This is a genomic window from Mycobacterium sp. IDR2000157661, assembly GCF_022317005.1.
Classification (GTDB): Bacteria; Actinomycetota; Actinomycetes; order Mycobacteriales; family Mycobacteriaceae; genus Mycobacterium.
This window is the reverse complement of record NZ_CP081006.1, coordinates 492863-508041: the sequence shown is the minus strand read 5'-3', so window position 1 is coordinate 508041 and position 15179 is coordinate 492863. Positions and strand designations below refer to the sequence as shown.

General features: G+C 68.1%; 10 protein-coding genes and 1 pseudogene. 9 read left to right on the top strand and 2 right to left on the bottom strand.

Translation table 11 applies throughout. The features are described from left to right. Window positions 1-13 precede the first annotated feature (13 nt). From K3G64_RS03295 to K3G64_RS03285, 3 genes are all read left to right on the top strand, one after another. Complete coding sequence (locus tag K3G64_RS03295; RefSeq protein ID WP_238888964.1) at window positions 14-1396, top strand: 13E12 repeat family protein; 1383 nt, start codon at window positions 14-16, stop codon at window positions 1394-1396. Between the two features lie 39 nt (window positions 1397-1435). Beyond that, entirely contained in the window at window positions 1436-4738 is a 3303-nt protein-coding gene (locus K3G64_RS03290) for an error-prone DNA polymerase (protein ID WP_238888962.1), read from the top strand. Between the two features lie 586 nt (window positions 4739-5324). Next, entirely contained in the window at window positions 5325-5963 is a 639-nt protein-coding gene (locus K3G64_RS03285) for a nitroreductase family protein (RefSeq protein WP_238888961.1), read from the top strand. A gap of 7 nt (window positions 5964-5970) precedes the next feature. Here K3G64_RS03285 and K3G64_RS03280 read toward each other — a convergent pair whose 3' ends face one another. After that, window positions 5971-6435 (bottom strand): tRNA (cytidine(34)-2'-O)-methyltransferase, encoded by a 465-nt coding sequence (locus tag K3G64_RS03280; RefSeq protein WP_238888960.1) that lies wholly within the window; start codon window positions 6433-6435, stop codon window positions 5971-5973. A gap of 54 nt (window positions 6436-6489) precedes the next feature. Between K3G64_RS03280 and K3G64_RS03275 the strand changes: the two genes are divergently transcribed. From K3G64_RS03275 to K3G64_RS03250, 6 genes and pseudogenes are all read left to right on the top strand, one after another. Next, window positions 6490-7095 (top strand): class I SAM-dependent methyltransferase, encoded by a 606-nt coding sequence (locus K3G64_RS03275; protein WP_238888959.1) that lies wholly within the window; start codon window positions 6490-6492, stop codon window positions 7093-7095. A 234-nt stretch (window positions 7096-7329) separates the two neighbouring features. Further along, window positions 7330-10159, top strand: a pseudogene (locus K3G64_RS03270) (ATP-binding protein). 194 nt (window positions 10160-10353) lie between these two features. Beyond that, window positions 10354-10695, top strand: a complete 342-nt coding sequence (locus K3G64_RS03265) for a roadblock/LC7 domain-containing protein (protein ID WP_238950382.1) — start codon at window positions 10354-10356, stop codon at window positions 10693-10695. Window positions 10696-10702: 7 nt separating this feature from the next. Beyond that, window positions 10703-11110, top strand: a complete 408-nt coding sequence (locus K3G64_RS03260) for a DUF742 domain-containing protein (protein WP_238888957.1) — start codon at window positions 10703-10705, stop codon at window positions 11108-11110. A gap of 127 nt (window positions 11111-11237) precedes the next feature. After that, window positions 11238-11774 (top strand): GTP-binding protein, encoded by a 537-nt coding sequence (locus K3G64_RS03255; protein ID WP_238950381.1) that lies wholly within the window; start codon window positions 11238-11240, stop codon window positions 11772-11774. A gap of 7 nt (window positions 11775-11781) precedes the next feature. Then, window positions 11782-12345, top strand: coding sequence for a pentapeptide repeat-containing protein (locus K3G64_RS03250; RefSeq protein ID WP_238888955.1), 564 nt, complete (start codon window positions 11782-11784; stop codon window positions 12343-12345). A gap of 22 nt (window positions 12346-12367) precedes the next feature. On the opposite strand, the gene K3G64_RS03245 is transcribed toward K3G64_RS03250, so the two are convergent. Further along, window positions 12368-15034 (bottom strand): FHA domain-containing protein, encoded by a 2667-nt coding sequence (locus K3G64_RS03245; RefSeq protein WP_238888954.1) that lies wholly within the window; start codon window positions 15032-15034, stop codon window positions 12368-12370. Window positions 15035-15179 lie beyond the last annotated feature (145 nt).

Sequence of the window (15179 nt, the reverse complement as noted above, 5' to 3'; positions counted from 1 at the left end):
ATATCCTTGCGGCATGGGTAGTTTCGTCTGCGGAGAGGTGGCACGCGAGCGGATCGGTGCGCTGCTTGACCGCGTGGACGAGGCGTATGCGGAATTGCGCGAATTGTCCTCGGATGAGGTGGGCACGGCCTTTCGAGTGACGATGGCCGAGCGGTTGGAAGATCAGGAACGCACGAACCGGGGCCTGATGTATCGGGTGTTCGGCGAGCTCTCGGGGCCGCCCGACGAGGCCGGCGCCCACCCGGGATGGATGGACAAGGTGTGGGCGCGGGTGCGCATCGCGCCCAACGAGATCCGCCGAAGGGTGAAGATGGCCGAGCTGATCCGACCGCGCAGGTCGCTGACCGGACCGCCATTGCCGCCGGAGCTGCCCGCGGTGGCCGAGGCGGTCGAGCGCGGCGCGATCGGTGAGGACCATTTGCGGATCATCGTGCATCGTCTGAAGAAGCTGCCCCGCGTCGTCTCCGAGCAGGACCGCGCCGATGTGCAGACCAGCCTGGTGCGGGAGGCGACCAAGAGCGACGCCGAGATGGTGCGCACGGTGGGCCGGCGCATCGGCGAGATCTTCAACCCCGATGGCGACTACGACGAGGAGGATCGCGCGCGTCGGCGTGGTCTGCAACTGGGTCCGCAAGGTCGCGACGGGATGTCGAGGCTGTCGGGGTGGATCGATCCGGAGACCCGTTGCTATGTCGAGGCCGTCACCGCCGCAACGCGGCCGGGGCGTAACCTCCCTGACGGTGGTGTGGCCGAGGTCCGTGACGAGCGCAGCCCGGCGCAGCGTTGTCACGACGGGATCAAGCTGGGCTTGAGGGCCGGAATCGGCTCAGGGCAGTTGGGGTCTCACCGCGGCCATCCCGTGACGGTGATCGTGCGGACCACGTTGGCCGAGTTGAATCAAGCGGCCCACGCCGTGGTTGACCCCGGCGTGTCGATGCCGGGTCCGGCACGCACCGGTGGGAACACCGCGGTGCCGATGCGTGACGTCATCCGGATGGCTGCCGCGAGCATCCACTATCTGTCCGTGTTCGACGACCACAGCGAGCGTCCGATCTACCTGGGTCGGCAGAAACGGGTCGCTACCGCCGACCAGCGGATCATCTGTTACTCCCGTGACGGCGGCTGTACGCGGCCGAACTGCACCGCGCCGGGCTATCACTGCGCGGTCCACCACAGCCCCGACTGGGCACCCGACGGGCTCACCGACGCCGATTGTCTGTTCTTCGCCTGCGACTGCGACCACGCCTTGGTCACCAAGGGGCGGTGGTCCACCAAAGTGACCGAGTCCGGGCGGCTGGCGTGGACCGACGGGAACCGACCGCCGGACATCAACCATGCTCACCATCCCGAAGAACTCCTCCGAACCGACCCGGATCCGCCCGACGGACGTGGCTAGAGTTCACATGATCGAACGCTTGTTCGATACACTGGACGAATGAGCTGGCATCTCGGGCCGCCGACCTGGACGGAGATGGAGCGCGTGCTGAACGGCAAGCCGCGCCGGGCCGGCTGGCCGATCGACGAACAGATCGGCGACGGCGGCGACAGCCCGGCCTGGTCGCGCAAGCGCGGGGCCTACGAGGCGGCCGAGGTCACCAGGGGTTCCCAGTCCGGATTCCCGTACGCCGAACTGCACGCCCACTCGGCGTACAGCTTCCTCGACGGCGCCAGCACACCGGAGGAACTCGTCGAGGAGGCCGTCCGTCTCGACCTGCGGGCCATCGCACTGACCGACCACGACGGTCTCTACGGTGTGGTGCGATTCGCCGAAGCCGCAAGGGAACTCGAGATGGCAACGGTGTTCGGCACCGAACTGTCTCTCGGCGGAGGGGACCGGACCGAGGACCCCGACCCGCCGGGGCCCCACCTGCTGGTGCTGGCGCGCGGGCCCGAAGGCTACCGACGGCTGTCGCGCGAGCTCGCCAAGGCGCATCTGGCCGGCGGCGAGAAGGGCAGGCTGCGCTACGACTACGACGAGCTGACCGAGGCGGCGGGCGGGCACTGGCACATCCTCACCGGCTGCCGCAAAGGCCATGTCCGCCAGGCGCTCTCCACCGGTGGGCCGGACGCGGCCGCCGAGGCGCTGGCCGACCTGGTGAATCGGTTCGGCCGTGACCGGGTAAGCGTCGAGCTCACCCACCACGGGCATCCGTGCGACGACGAACGCAACGCTGTGCTGGCCGAACTGGCCCCCCGGTTCGGGCTCGGCGTGGTCGCCACCACCGCTGCTCACTTCGCCGAGCCGTCACGGGGCAGGCTGGCCATGGCGATGGGCGCGATCCGCGCCCGGCACTCGATGGACGAAGCCGCCGGTTACCTTGCCCCCCTCGGCGGATCACACCTGCGATCGGGAGCCGAGATGGCGCGGCTGTTCGCACACTGCCCCGAGGCGGTGACCGCAGCGGCCGAACTCGGCGAGCAGTGCGCCTTCGGGCTCGCGCTGATCGCACCGCAACTGCCGCCGTTCGACGTTCCGGACGGACACACCGAAGACAGCTGGCTTCGGCACCTCGTCATGGCGGGTGCCCGCCAGCGGTACGGCCCGCCGGAGCGAGCGCCGCGTGCCTACGCCCAGATCGAACACGAGCTCAAAGTCATTGAGCAGCTGACCTTCCCGGGCTACTTCCTCGTCGTGCACGACATCACCCGGTTCTGCAAGGAGAACAACATCCTGTCCCAGGGCAGAGGATCGGCGGCCAACTCGGCGGTCTGCTACGCCCTCGGGGTCACCAACGTCGATCCGATCGCCAACGAGCTGCTGTTCGAGCGGTTCCTGTCACCGGCCCGCGACGGCCCACCGGACATCGACATCGACATCGAATCCGACCTGCGCGAAAAGGCGATCCAGTACGTCTACGACCGCTACGGCCGCGACTACGCCGCCCAGGTCGCCAACGTCATCACCTACCGGGGCCGCAGTGCGGTGCGCGACATGGCCCGCGCGCTCGGTTTCTCGCAAGGTCAGCAGGACGCGTGGAGCAAGCAACTGGGTCAGTGGGGAAGCCTGGTGGAACCGCAGGGCTCGGACATCCATGACATTCCCGAGCCGGTGATCGAGCTGGCCAGGGAGATCTCCAACCTGCCACGGCACATGGGCATCCATTCCGGTGGCATGGTGATCTGCGACCGGCCCATCGCCGACGTGTGTCCGGTGGAGTGGGCGCGGATGGAGAACCGCAGCGTTCTGCAATGGGACAAAGATGATTGTGCGGCAATCGGTCTGGTGAAGTTCGACATGCTCGGCCTTGGCATGCTCTCGGCGCTGCACTACTGCATCGACCTGGTCGCCGAGCACAAGGGCATCGACGTCGACCTGGCGCGGCTGGACCTGTCCGAGCCCGCGGTGTACGAGATGCTGCAGAAGGCGGACTCGGTCGGGGTGTTCCAGGTGGAGTCGCGGGCGCAGATGGCCACCCTGCCGCGGTTGAAGCCCCGGGTGTTCTACGACCTGGTGGTCGAGGTGGCGCTGATCCGGCCTGGCCCGATCCAGGGGGGATCGGTGCACCCCTACATCAAGCGGCGCAACGGGGAGGAAGCCGTCACCTATGACCATCCCTCGATGGAGCCGGCGCTGCACAAGACGCTGGGCGTGCCGCTGTTCCAGGAGCAGCTCATGCAGCTCGCGGTGGACTGCGCGGGCTTCTCGGGCGCCGAGGCCGATCAGTTGCGCCGGGCGATGGGATCCAAGCGCTCGACAGAGCGGATGCGTCGGTTGCGCGGCCGGTTCTACGACGGCATGCGCCAGCGGCACGGCATCATCGGCGAGACGGCCGACCGCATCTACGAGAAGCTGGAGGCGTTCGCCAATTTCGGTTTCCCCGAGAGCCATTCGTTGAGCTTCGCATCGCTGGTGTTCTACTCGTCGTGGTTCAAGCTGCACCACCCCGCGGCGTTCTGCGCCGCCCTGCTACGAGCGCAACCGATGGGCTTCTACTCACCGCAGACACTGGTGGCCGACGCCCGCAGGCACGGTGTGCTGGTGCACGGCCCCGATGTCAACGCGAGCCTGGCGTACCCCACGCTGGAGAACGAGGGCACCGAGGTGCGGCTGGGCCTCGGCGCGGTACGGCATATCGGCGACGAACTGGCCGAACGGATCGTCGAGGACCGAAAGGCCAACGGAGCGTTCGCATCCCTGTTGGATCTGACGCAGCGTGTGCAGTTGTCCGTACCCCAGACCGAGGCGCTGGCCACCGCCGGCGCGCTGGGCTGCTTCGGTATCAGCCGTCGCGAGGGATTGTGGGCTGCGGGCGCGGCAGCCAGGGAACGCCCCGACCGGCTACCCGGTGTGGGGGTGGCATCGCAGGTTCCCGCGCTGCCGGGGATGAGCGAACTCGAGTTGGCCGCTGCAGATGTGTGGGCGACCGGAGTGTCACCCGACAGCTACCCGACGCAGTTCCTGCGGGAGAACCTCGACGCCATGGGGGTGGTCCCGGCCGGCATGCTGCTGGAGGTTCCCGACGGGTCAAGGGTGTTGGTGGCCGGTGCCGTCACACACCGCCAGCGGCCCGCGACGGCTCAAGGCGTCACCTTCCTCAACCTCGAGGACGAGACCGGGATGGTCAACATCCTGTGCACCCCAGGGGTGTGGTCGCGGCACCGCAGGCTGGCGCAGACGGCCACGGCCCTGGTGATCCGCGGTCAGGTGCAGAACGCCACCGGGGCCGTCACCGTCGTCGCCGAGCGGATGGCCAAGCTCACCATGGCGGTGGGGTCGAAGTCGCGCGACTTCCGCTGAGCCTCACAATCAATCGCCGGTGTCGTCATTCCCAACCTCGTCGGACTCCGACTCGACCTCAACCTCGGTTCGGTCGAGTCGGAGTCCTCCGCGGCGTCGGTCGACCCCTCGCTTCCGACCGGCGATTCGTCATCCTGTCGCAACCTGAACAGCCCAGCGAAGTGAGCCCCGGTAAGTCGCTCCCCTCATTGATGCAGGGCACTTCAGGCAATGATGTGGAACTAAATTAACGCAGACGGTAGTTAGTTTCGGACTTTTCGAACATGGACTTTTCCCTCACTGCAGCCGAGGTTTCGTTTGTGGGACAGGCACCCTTGCTGGTTCTTCGGCATACCCCGAAATATGCATGTACAGCAAACTGCACAGACATTTAGCATTTTTCATTCTTGGCGACCGAAATGAAGCTTGAACGCCTCGTGTATGACTCTCGCTCCAATGTCGCGGTCGTTTGACTAAGCTTGCTGAGTTCGATCTCAGCAACGGTCCCCACCAGTTCTTCTTGGCGAAATTCGAATTCCGGCATTCGTCCGGCGGCCCTACTGTTGCCGATGACGGTCGGCCGCAGTGGGCGACGTAGTCTCGCGGCATGACCTTGAACTTGTCCGCCGACGAAGTCCTCACCACCACGCGTTCGGTACGCAAGCGACTGGACCTCGACAAGCCCGTGCCGCGTGAGGTGCTGATGGAGTGCCTCGAGCTCGCGATACAGGCCCCGACGGGGTCCAATGCACAGGGCTGGCGGTGGGTCTTCGTCGACGATCCGGACAAGAAGAAGGCGCTGGCCGACATCTACCGGCACAACGCGACGCCGTACCTCGATGCACCCAAGCCCACCTACGGCGACGTACGCGACGAGCAACGGCCCCGCGTCACCGACTCCGCCAAGTACCTCAACGATCACCTGCACGAAGTGCCGGTGATGTTGATTCCCTGCCTCGAGGGCAGCCCCGAGGTCGCCGTGGCCGGAAGCGCCGGCTTCTGGGGTTCGCTGCTACCGGCGGTGTGGAGTTTCATGCTGGCGTTGCGGTCCCGCGGCCTCGGTTCGGCGTGGACCACGCTGCATCTGATCGGCAAAGGCGAAAAGCTCGCCGCCGACGTGGTGGGCATCCCGTTCGACGAGTACCGGCAGGGCGGGCTGTTTCCCATCGCCTACACCAAAGGCACCGACTTCCGTCCCGCCAAGCGGCTGCCCGTCGAACAGATCGCTCACTTCAACTCGTTCTAGGTGACGATCACCCGGATCCCGCGAAGCCGTGCTGGCGCCACGCCTCGTACACCACGACCGCGGCGGCGTTCGACAAGTTCAACGACCGGCGGCCGGCCAGCATCGGGATGCGCAGCTGGTCGGTGATGCGCGGATCGGTCAGAATCTCGGCCGACAACCCAGTGGGTTCGGGGCCGAACAGCATCACGTCGCCCGGTTGGTACCCGACGTCGGCGAACGATGTCGTCGCGTGGGCGGTGAACGCGTAGACCCGGCTGGGCGTCAGTGCCTGCCATGCCGCGGGCAGGTCGGGGTGCACGGTCACCGAGGCCAGATCGTGGTAGTCCAGGCCGGCGCGGCGCAGCTTGGGCTCCGATAGGTCGAACCCCAGCGGCTCGACCAGATGCAACTCACACCCGGTGGCCGCGACCATGCGAATCGCGTTACCGGTATTGGGTGCGATGCGCGGTGAGTAGAACATCAGCTTGAACACAGTTCGATCCCTCGGCGTGGGAGTGCTTGGCAACGCGCTTGCGATACTGCTCGCATGGTCGAGCAGAGCATTTGGATGCAGAAGGTCACGGCCGATCCTGGACATTCGCAATGGTATGTCGAGCGGTTCCGCGCCATGGCGCGCGCCGGTGACGACCTGGTCGGCGAGGCTCGCCTCGTCGACGCGATGGCGCCCCGCAGCGCGCACATCCTCGACGCGGGCTGCGGTCCCGGTCGGGTGGGCGGGTTCCTGGCCGCGGCCGGTCACCGCGTGGTCGGCGTCGACGTCGACCCGGTCCTCATCGCCGCGGCCGAGCAGGACCATCCCGGCCCCCGCTGGCTCATCGGTGACCTCGCCGAGCTCGACCTGCCGGCCCGCGGCATCGCCGAACCGTTCGACGTGATCGTGTCGGCGGGCAACGTCATGACCTTCCTCGCACCGAGCACCCGGGTCGAGGTGCTGCGCCGGCTACGCGCCCATCTCGAAGCCGACGGGCGGGCGGTGATCGGGTTCGGTGCCGGTCGTGACTACGAGTTCGGTGATTTCCTCGACGACGCCGCCGATGCCGGTTTCACGCCCGACCTGCTGTTGTCTTCCTGGGATCTGCGACCGTTCGGCGATGGCGCCGAGTTCCTCGTCGCGCTCCTGCGGCCCGCGTAGTCTGCCGAACTACCGGCATTTGCTCTGTCACCAATTCCGCGGTGGCGGCGACGAATCGCGAACTCTGTCTGTTCAGTAAGAATTATGGAATCGGCTGAACATCGCTGGCATACTCGATCAATTGCCAGGCGCAGAACGCGCCCGCCCCGCAGCGGCGAAATGAGCAGGAAGCCTTATGAAGAACGCGCCAGTACTGAATTGCGGACAACCGGCCGATCGCGCGGGTGTGCGTCCATGAGCGCGTTCGCCCGGCCCAGGCAGGCCGACGGCACGGTCGTCGATTTCGATCAGAATGCGGCCAAGCCGGCGAAGCGGCCGTCGCGGTGGGCACTGTCCAATTGGGCGGTCCGCTGGAAAGTCTTCGCCATCGTATTGGTGCCACTGATTCTGGCCGGAACATTCGGCGGGCTGCGCATCTACGGCAGCGTGACCGAGGAATCCGAATTGCGCCTGGCCGCCGACCGCGCCGAAATGGTCCCCGCGATCGAGAGTTACATGGCGTCCCTGGAAGGGGCGATGCTGGCGACCTCGACCGGTGGCGACGCGCAGACGGCGTTGACGAACTTCGACAACAACAAGCAGGCACTGCAGCGCCGACTCGGGGACACCGACGTCGCACCGGACGTCCGCCGGGTGGTCACCACCATGATCGACGGCGGCCAGGGGTCTGATGGACCAGCTCACCGCCAACAGCATCGGTCTGCGCGATGCCGTCCAGTCATATGCGCTGTTGCTGCTGCCCGCCGAGGATGCCGTCACCGGTTCGGTCCGGGTCGACGACGAGCGCATCCGTTCCGAGGCCCTCGGGCTGTCCCGGGCGATCGGTGTACGCGGCCAGATGACCATGCAGCGGCTCGCCATTCTGCGCGGCGGCGAACTCCCGGAGCCCGAACTGCGCACGTCGATGATCGCCCTGGCCGGCACCGAGCCCTCGACGCTGTTCGGGCTGAGCCAGGCGCTCGGTGTCGGCTCACCCGATGCACAGCGGTTGCAGGCGGAGTTCGTCAAGCGGATGGCTCTCATGACCGACCCCGCCGTCCCGCTGGTCAACAATCCGGAGTTGTTGGCGTCGGTCAACGCGACCGACCAGATCGCGCGGCAGGTCATCGACCGCACCTCCTCGTCGGTCATCTCCGCCGTCGACGACCGCGCTGCCGCGGCGCGCGCGGACGTGATCCGCGACGCGGTCGTCGTCGCGGCGACGATCCTGCTCGCGCTGCTGATCGTCATCCTGGTGGCGCGCTCGCTCGTGCGACCGCTGCGCCGGCTGCGTGACAGCGCCCTGAAGGTGGCCCATGATGACTTAACGCGCGAGATCGAGCACGTCAGGGCCGGCGGTGATGCCGAGCCGATCGACCCCATCCCGGTGTACACCTCCGAGGAGGTGGGACAGGTCGCGCACGCCGTCGACGAGTTGCACGAACAAGCCGTGCTACTGGCCGCCGAGCAGTCCCGGTTGCAGATGCAGATCGGCGACATGTTCGAGACGCTGTCCCGTCGCAGCCGGTCGCTGGTCGACCAGCAGCTGTCGCTCATCGACCGGCTGGAACGCAACGAGCAGGACCCCGAGCGGCTCGAAAGCCTGTTCCGGCTCGATCACCTGGCTGCCCGCATGCGGCGCAACGGCGCCAACCTGCTGGTCCTGGCGGGCGCGAAGATGCCTCGGGAACAGACCGAGCCCCGCGCGCGTGAGGAGCGAAATCAACCGGTGCCGGTGTCGGCGGTCATCAACGCGGCGGCCTCCGAGGTCGAGGACTACACCCGGGTGGTCACCGCTACGGTGCCCGACAGCGAGGTGTCCGGTTCCGTCGCCGGTGACCTGGTGCACCTGCTGGCAGAGTTGCTCGACAACGCGCTGCGCTACTCGCCGCCGATCTCGCAAGTGCGGGTGTCGGCGGTGCACACCGGCAACGGCGGGCTGGTCATCGAGGTCAGCGACATCGGACTCGGCATGACCGACTCGGATCTGCGGGTGGCCAACACCCGCCTGCAGTCCGGCGGTGAGGTGAATCCGTATACCGCGCGGCACATGGGACTGTTCGTGGTCGGTCGGCTCGCCGCCCAGCACGGACTGGTGGTTCGGCTGCGCAGTACCGTTGCGGGTGAACCGAACTCGGGCACCACCGCCGGGGTGTACGTACCCACCGAATTGCTCAGCCGCGACGGCGAGCCGGACCAGTTCGGCGATCCGGAGTACGCCGTGCCCGCCGACGCGCACGCCGGGATCGCGACGGCGCTGGCGCTCGATGAAGACCGCTTCGAAGACGACCTCCAAGACGAGGACGTCTACTACGACGATCCCGAATACCTCAACGGTCACGCCGACCTGTCCGTGTCGCTGCTGCCGCAGCGCGATCCCGGTGCCAGCGGTATATCCGAGGTCCCGAACGCGGGGGCCCAGCCGGCACCGGAGCCGGAAGTCCACGAGGAGGAGTGGCCCGCCGACTCCATCCCAGTGCAGACGGTCGACGAGCCGGCGCCCGAACCGCCGGTCACTGCACGGCCCACCGACACCTCCGGCTTCTTTGCGGCGCGGGCGCAGGCGGCGGCCGACGGCGGTCCGCCCCCATCGCCGGCGCCGTCCAGCGCCTCTCACACCGCCAGTGACACGGCCGGCTCGGACGACGCGATCTACCAGAAGATGCTGTCCGAGTGGCTGGTCGATCCCACGGAACTGGCCGACAGCGAAGACCTGAACTGGGAGTCGGTGTGGGACCGCGGATGGTCGGCCGCGGCGGCGGCCGACGAGGCACCGGTGACCCGGCACACCGACGAGGGCCTGCCGGTGCGTGAGCCCGGTGCCCGGCTGGTTCCGGGAACGGTGGACGCCGGCGCCCACGACGAGCAGCACCGCAACGGCGGCGCGCACCGCGGCGCGCAGGACGACGACGCGGTAGCATCGGCGGCTGAGTTCGACGCTGGGCCGGGGGCCTTCGCCGCCGGCGAGGGAGCACCTCTGCAGCGTGACCCCGAAGCCGTGCGCGCCAGCATGACCAGCCATTTCGGCGGAGTGCATGCCGGCCGCTCGCATGCCCGAGAGACCAGAGGACTGGAACACGAATGACCTACCCGCCGCGACCGGATGTCGCCGCCGGGGCGGCTCCGCGACCGGATGTCGCCGCCGGGGCGGCTCCGCGACCCGATGTCGCCGCCGGGGCGGCTCCGCGACCCGATGTCGCCGCCGGGGCGGCTCCGCGTTCTACACAGCGTGATTCGCTCGACTGGCTCGTTTCCCGGTTCGCCCGCGAGGTCTCGGGGGTGTCGCATGCCGTGCTGGTGTCCGCCGACGGCCTGCTGATGGCGGCCAGCGAGCACATCCCCACCGAGCGTGCCGACCAGCTCGCCGCCGTCGCCTCCGGGCTGGCCAGCCTGTCGACGGGGGCGGCGCAGCTGTTCGACGGCGGCCACGTGCTGCAGTCGGTCGTCGAGATGGAGAACGGATACCTACTGCTGATGCGCGTGGGCGACGGCTCGAACCTGGCGACCCTGGCGACACGCAACTGCGACATCGGCCAGATCGGCTACGAGATGGCGATCCTGGTGGAGCGTGTGGGCACTGTCGTCCAGTCGGCGCGACGGCGCGCGCCCCAGCACTCGTGAGTGGCCTATGGAGGATGCCGAGGGTAGGGAGGGGGCGAGCGGAGCACCGCTGCGGGAACGCGATAACGCCGACGAGCCAAGCCTGGTCCGGCCCTACATCCTGACGGCGGGACGCACCGATTCGCGGGTCTACCTGCCGCTGGAGGCACCGATCGAGACGGTGAACGCCGAGAAGCCGCCACGGTGGCCGGGCGGCGATGTGCGCAGTCAGATCCTGGCGATGTGCGTCGACCACCCGTCGGTCGCTGAGGTCGCCGCCGGGTTGTCGCTGCCGCTCGGCGTGGCGCGGGTGCTGATCGGGGATCTGGTGGCGCAGGGTCACCTTGCGGTGCGCAGCACACTGGGTGATTCGGCCACCACCGACGAACGACGCGAACTGATAGGAAGGACGCTGCGTGGCCTCAGGGCACTATGAGGAGCACCGAGCGCGCGAGCGCTCATCTGTCACAGGGTCTTCGCGCGAGCGCTCATCTGTCACAGGGTCTTCGCACGAGCGCTCATCTGTCACAGGGTCTTCGCGCGAGCGCTCATCCGCGGCGAAGATCGTCGTCTCCGGCGGATTCGGCGCAGGCAAGACGACGTTCGTCGGCGCCGTCTCCGAGATCATGCCGTTGCGCACGGAGGCCCTCGTGACCAACGCCTCCGCAGGCGTCGACATGCTCGAGGCCACACCGAAGAAGAACACCACCACGGTGGCCATGGACTTCGGCCGCATCACCCTCGACGACGACCTGGTGCTCTACCTGTTCGGCACGCCCGGCCAGCGGCGGTTCTGGTTCATGTGGGACGACCTCATCCGCGGAGCGATCGGCGCGATCATTCTCGTCGACGTCCGCCGGCTGCAGGACAGCTTCGCCGCGGTGGACTTCTTCGAGGCGCGCAACCTGCCGTTCCTGGTCGCGATAAATCAGTTCGACGGAGCGCCAACCCATCCCGTCGCCGCGGTGCGCACGGCACTGGCACTGTCCGAGCGCATCCCGGTGATCAGCGTCGACGCCCGCGACCGCCAGTCGGCGAAGGCCGCGCTGATCGCGGTCACCGAGTACGCGCTCGACGTCCTCGCCTCGCTGCCCGGCTGACCCTGCGATGGCGGCGCGGGAGGACTGCTGGACCAACCGAGAGTTCGTCGGACATGATTTCCGAGACGAGGATCTCAGCAGGCTGCGCACCGAACGGGCGGTGTTCGACGAGTGCGACTTCCGCGGTGTGGACCTCAGCGAGTCCGACCATGTCGGCTCGGCGTTCCGCAATTGCAGCTTCCAACGAGCGACACTGCAGCACAGCACTTTCCGGCAATGCAGCCTGCTCGGCTCGGTGCTGACCGACACTCGGCTTCGGCCGCTGACGTTGGTCGAGGTCGATCTGACGCTCGCGGTTCTCGGCGGGTGCGACCTGCGCGGCGTCGACCTCGCGGGCTGTCGGCTGCGTGAAGCCGGTCTGGTCGACGCCGATCTGCGCAAGGCGGTGCTGCGCGGCGCGGACCTGGGCGGCGCCCGCGTGCAGAACGCCCGACTGGAAGAGGCCGACCTGCGGGGTGCGCGCGTCGATCCGACGTTGTGGACCACCGCCAAGGTGCGCGGCGCCAAGGTCGACGTCGACCAGGCGATGGCTTACGCCGCCGCCCACGGTCTGGTGATCCTCGGGCAGTGAGGGGGCGACGGCTCAAACGATGTCAGCCGCCCTTCAGTCGGATCTTCCACCGAACGAAGCTCAGGTAACCGACACAGATCGCGAAGAGCATGCCCATGTTGAACAGCCAGGCACTCGGCGTGTGCCTCCAATGCGAGTCCTGGGGAGTGAGGGGGCCCGGGACGAGCCTGATCAGGTCGATGGTCGACGCAGTGGCGGCGAATCCCCACCGGGCCGGCGTGATCCACGACAACTGGTCGAGCACCACCCGCCCGGTCACCGGGATCATGCCGCCCTGGAACACCAACTGCGACATGATCGCGATCACCAGCAACGGCATGATCTGCTCGTTCGACTTGGCCAGCGCCGACAGCGCCAGGCCGGTCATCGCCGCTGCCACACAGCAGGCGGCGACATCGACATACAGTTCCAGCGTCCGGTTGCCGATCACCGCGCCACTGGTGACCGCCCCTGGGCCCCAGCTCTTCCCCCACACGTTGATGCTGACGACGATCGCCGACTGCAGCAACGCGAAAATCGCGAAAACGAACACTTTGGCCAGTAGATATGCGGTGGTGGACAACCCGACGGCCTGCTCGCGCCGGAAGATGGCCCGTTCCCCGATGAGGGCACGGATGGTGAGCGCTGTGCCCATGAAGATGGCGCCGACGTTGAGCAGCACCAGAATTTGTCCGGGTTCATTGGGCGCCGCACCGCCCTGAATGGCCGGAACGGGCACGCCGAAGCCGACATCGCCGGGCACCGACAGTGACAGCACGCCCATGATGAACGGCAACACTGCCAGGAAGAGGAAATATCCGCGGTCGGACACGATCAGCCGCACCTGGCGCCGCGCGATCGTGGAGAACTGCCGTCGCACACTCGTGCTCGTCGGGCTGCCGAGCTCCGACGGCTGTTCGGTCGGCGGCGGTGGCGGCGGCGGCCCGCTCTGGTCGAGGAATCGTCTGTTGGCCCCATCCGGATCGCCCGCGACCGTGCTGAAGATGTCAGCCCAGTTGGTGGTGCCCATCGACGGCCCGATCTGGTTGGGCGGCCCGTAGAAAGCGGTCTTGCCGCCGGGCGCCAGCAGTAACACCTCGTCGCACACGTCGAGATAGGTCAGCGAGTGGGTGACCACCAGCACGACGCGGCCGGCATCGGCCAACTGCCGCAACATCGTCATCACCTGGCGATCCAGCGCCGGGTCCAGGCCGGACGTCGGCTCGTCGAGGATCAGCAGCGACGGGCCGGTCAGCAACTCCAGCGCCACCGAGGCGCGCTTGCGCTGGCCGCCGGAGAGCTTGTCGACCCGGGTCTCCAGGTGGTTGGTCATCTCGAGTTCCTCGAGGACCTGCATCACGACCTGTTCGCGGTCGGCCTTCGTGGTGTCGGGCGGCAGCCGCAACTCGGCGGCGTACATCAGCGCCTGCCGCACCGTGAGCTGGCCGTGCACCACGTCGTCCTGCGGGACCATGCCGATCCGGGAGCGCAGCGAGGCGTACTCGGCGTGGACGTTGTGACCCTCGAAGGTCACGGTGCCGGTCGTCGGGTGGGTGTAGCCCGCGACCAGCCGCGCGAAGGTGGACTTGCCCGCCCCCGACGGACCGATGACGGCGGTGAGCGTGCCGGGCCGCGCGGCGATCGAGATGTTCTCCAGCAGCGTCTTGTCGTTCTCGATGGTCCAGGTGACGCCGTGCACCTCGAGTCCGCCGGTGCGGGTCGCGGCCTCGGTCCCGGTCCCGCGCATGAGCGTGCCGCCCGAGAAGACCAGGTCGATGTTGCCGATCGTGACGTTGTCGCCGTCGTGTAGCAGCGCCGACTCGACGCGCGTGCCGTTGACGAAGGTGCCGTTGATGCTGCGGTTGTCGCGGATCTCGGTGCCGGCGGCGGTCGGCACCAGCGTCGCGTGGTGGCGGGAGGCCAGCACGTCAGGGACCACGATGTCGTTGTCGGTCGCGCGGCCGATCTTGACGGCGCCCGGCACGTTGGCGACTGGCCTGCTCGGACGCAGGATCTTGAGCATGCTGGTCGCGAGGCTGCCGTCGCTCGAACGCGGGGCTGCGGTCGGTCCCATCGCGGTCACCGACTCCAACTCCGGCGCGGAGATGGGCTGCGCATACTGCGGTGAGCGCACCGGCTGCGGGGTGCTCGGCGGTGCCGGTTGGTAGGCCACCGGTCCGCCGGTGTGCGCGGGTTGTGGGCTGCCGGCCTGGTATCGCGGCTGCGACGGCGGCCCGGACGGATACATCGGCTGAGCGCGTGAGGTGCCCGACGGCGGTCCGTACGGCGCCGAGCCGGGGGCGCCGGGCATGTGTGGCGGCGGACCGGGTCGTGACGCGGCGGCCGGACGCTGGCCTGCAATCGGCACCGCCATGGTGGGCGTGCGGCCGGCCGTTCCGGTGTGGCGGCCGACTTCGAAGATCAGCCGCGGGCCATCGGGATTGCCGATGTTCACGCTCTGACCATCGGCGATGTCCACGGCGGGCACCCGGCGGTTGTTTATGAACATGCCGTTGAGGCTGCCGTTGTCGATGGCGACCCAGCGGCCCTGGTCGAAGCGCAGCACCAGATGCGCGCGCGAGATCAAGGGATGGGCGATCCGGATGTCGGCGCGCAGGTCGCGGCCGACGACGACGTCGTTGCCCGCCGCGAAGGTCCGGGTCGATCCTTCATGCCGAACGGTCAACGCGGGAGGGGCGGGTCGGCTCACGGCGGACAACTCTATCGGTATCGGCCCCGGCTGCGGGTCAGGTGCGCGCCGCGGTCAGTCGCGCGGCAAGCTCCAGCGTGCGTGTCGGTGCGCTGCCGCGATTCGACAACCCGGGCCGCTGCACGGCGAGTCGCGTGGCCGGACA

Bases quoted from the DNA above. Each gene is read 5' to 3' on its own strand.
- K3G64_RS03295 (WP_238888964.1), top strand. From the start codon at position 14: ATGGGTAGTTTCGTCTGCGGAGAGGTGGCACGCGAGCGGATCGGTGCG.
- K3G64_RS03290 (WP_238888962.1), top strand. From the start codon at position 1,436: ATGAGCTGGCATCTCGGGCCGCCGACCTGGACGGAGATGGAGCGCGTG.
- K3G64_RS03285 (WP_238888961.1), top strand. From the start codon at position 5,325: ATGACCTTGAACTTGTCCGCCGACGAAGTCCTCACCACCACGCGTTCG.
- K3G64_RS03275 (WP_238888959.1), top strand. From the start codon at position 6,490: ATGGTCGAGCAGAGCATTTGGATGCAGAAGGTCACGGCCGATCCTGGA.
- K3G64_RS03260 (WP_238888957.1), top strand. From the start codon at position 10,703: ATGGAGGATGCCGAGGGTAGGGAGGGGGCGAGCGGAGCACCGCTGCGG.
- K3G64_RS03250 (WP_238888955.1), top strand. From the start codon at position 11,782: ATGGCGGCGCGGGAGGACTGCTGGACCAACCGAGAGTTCGTCGGACAT.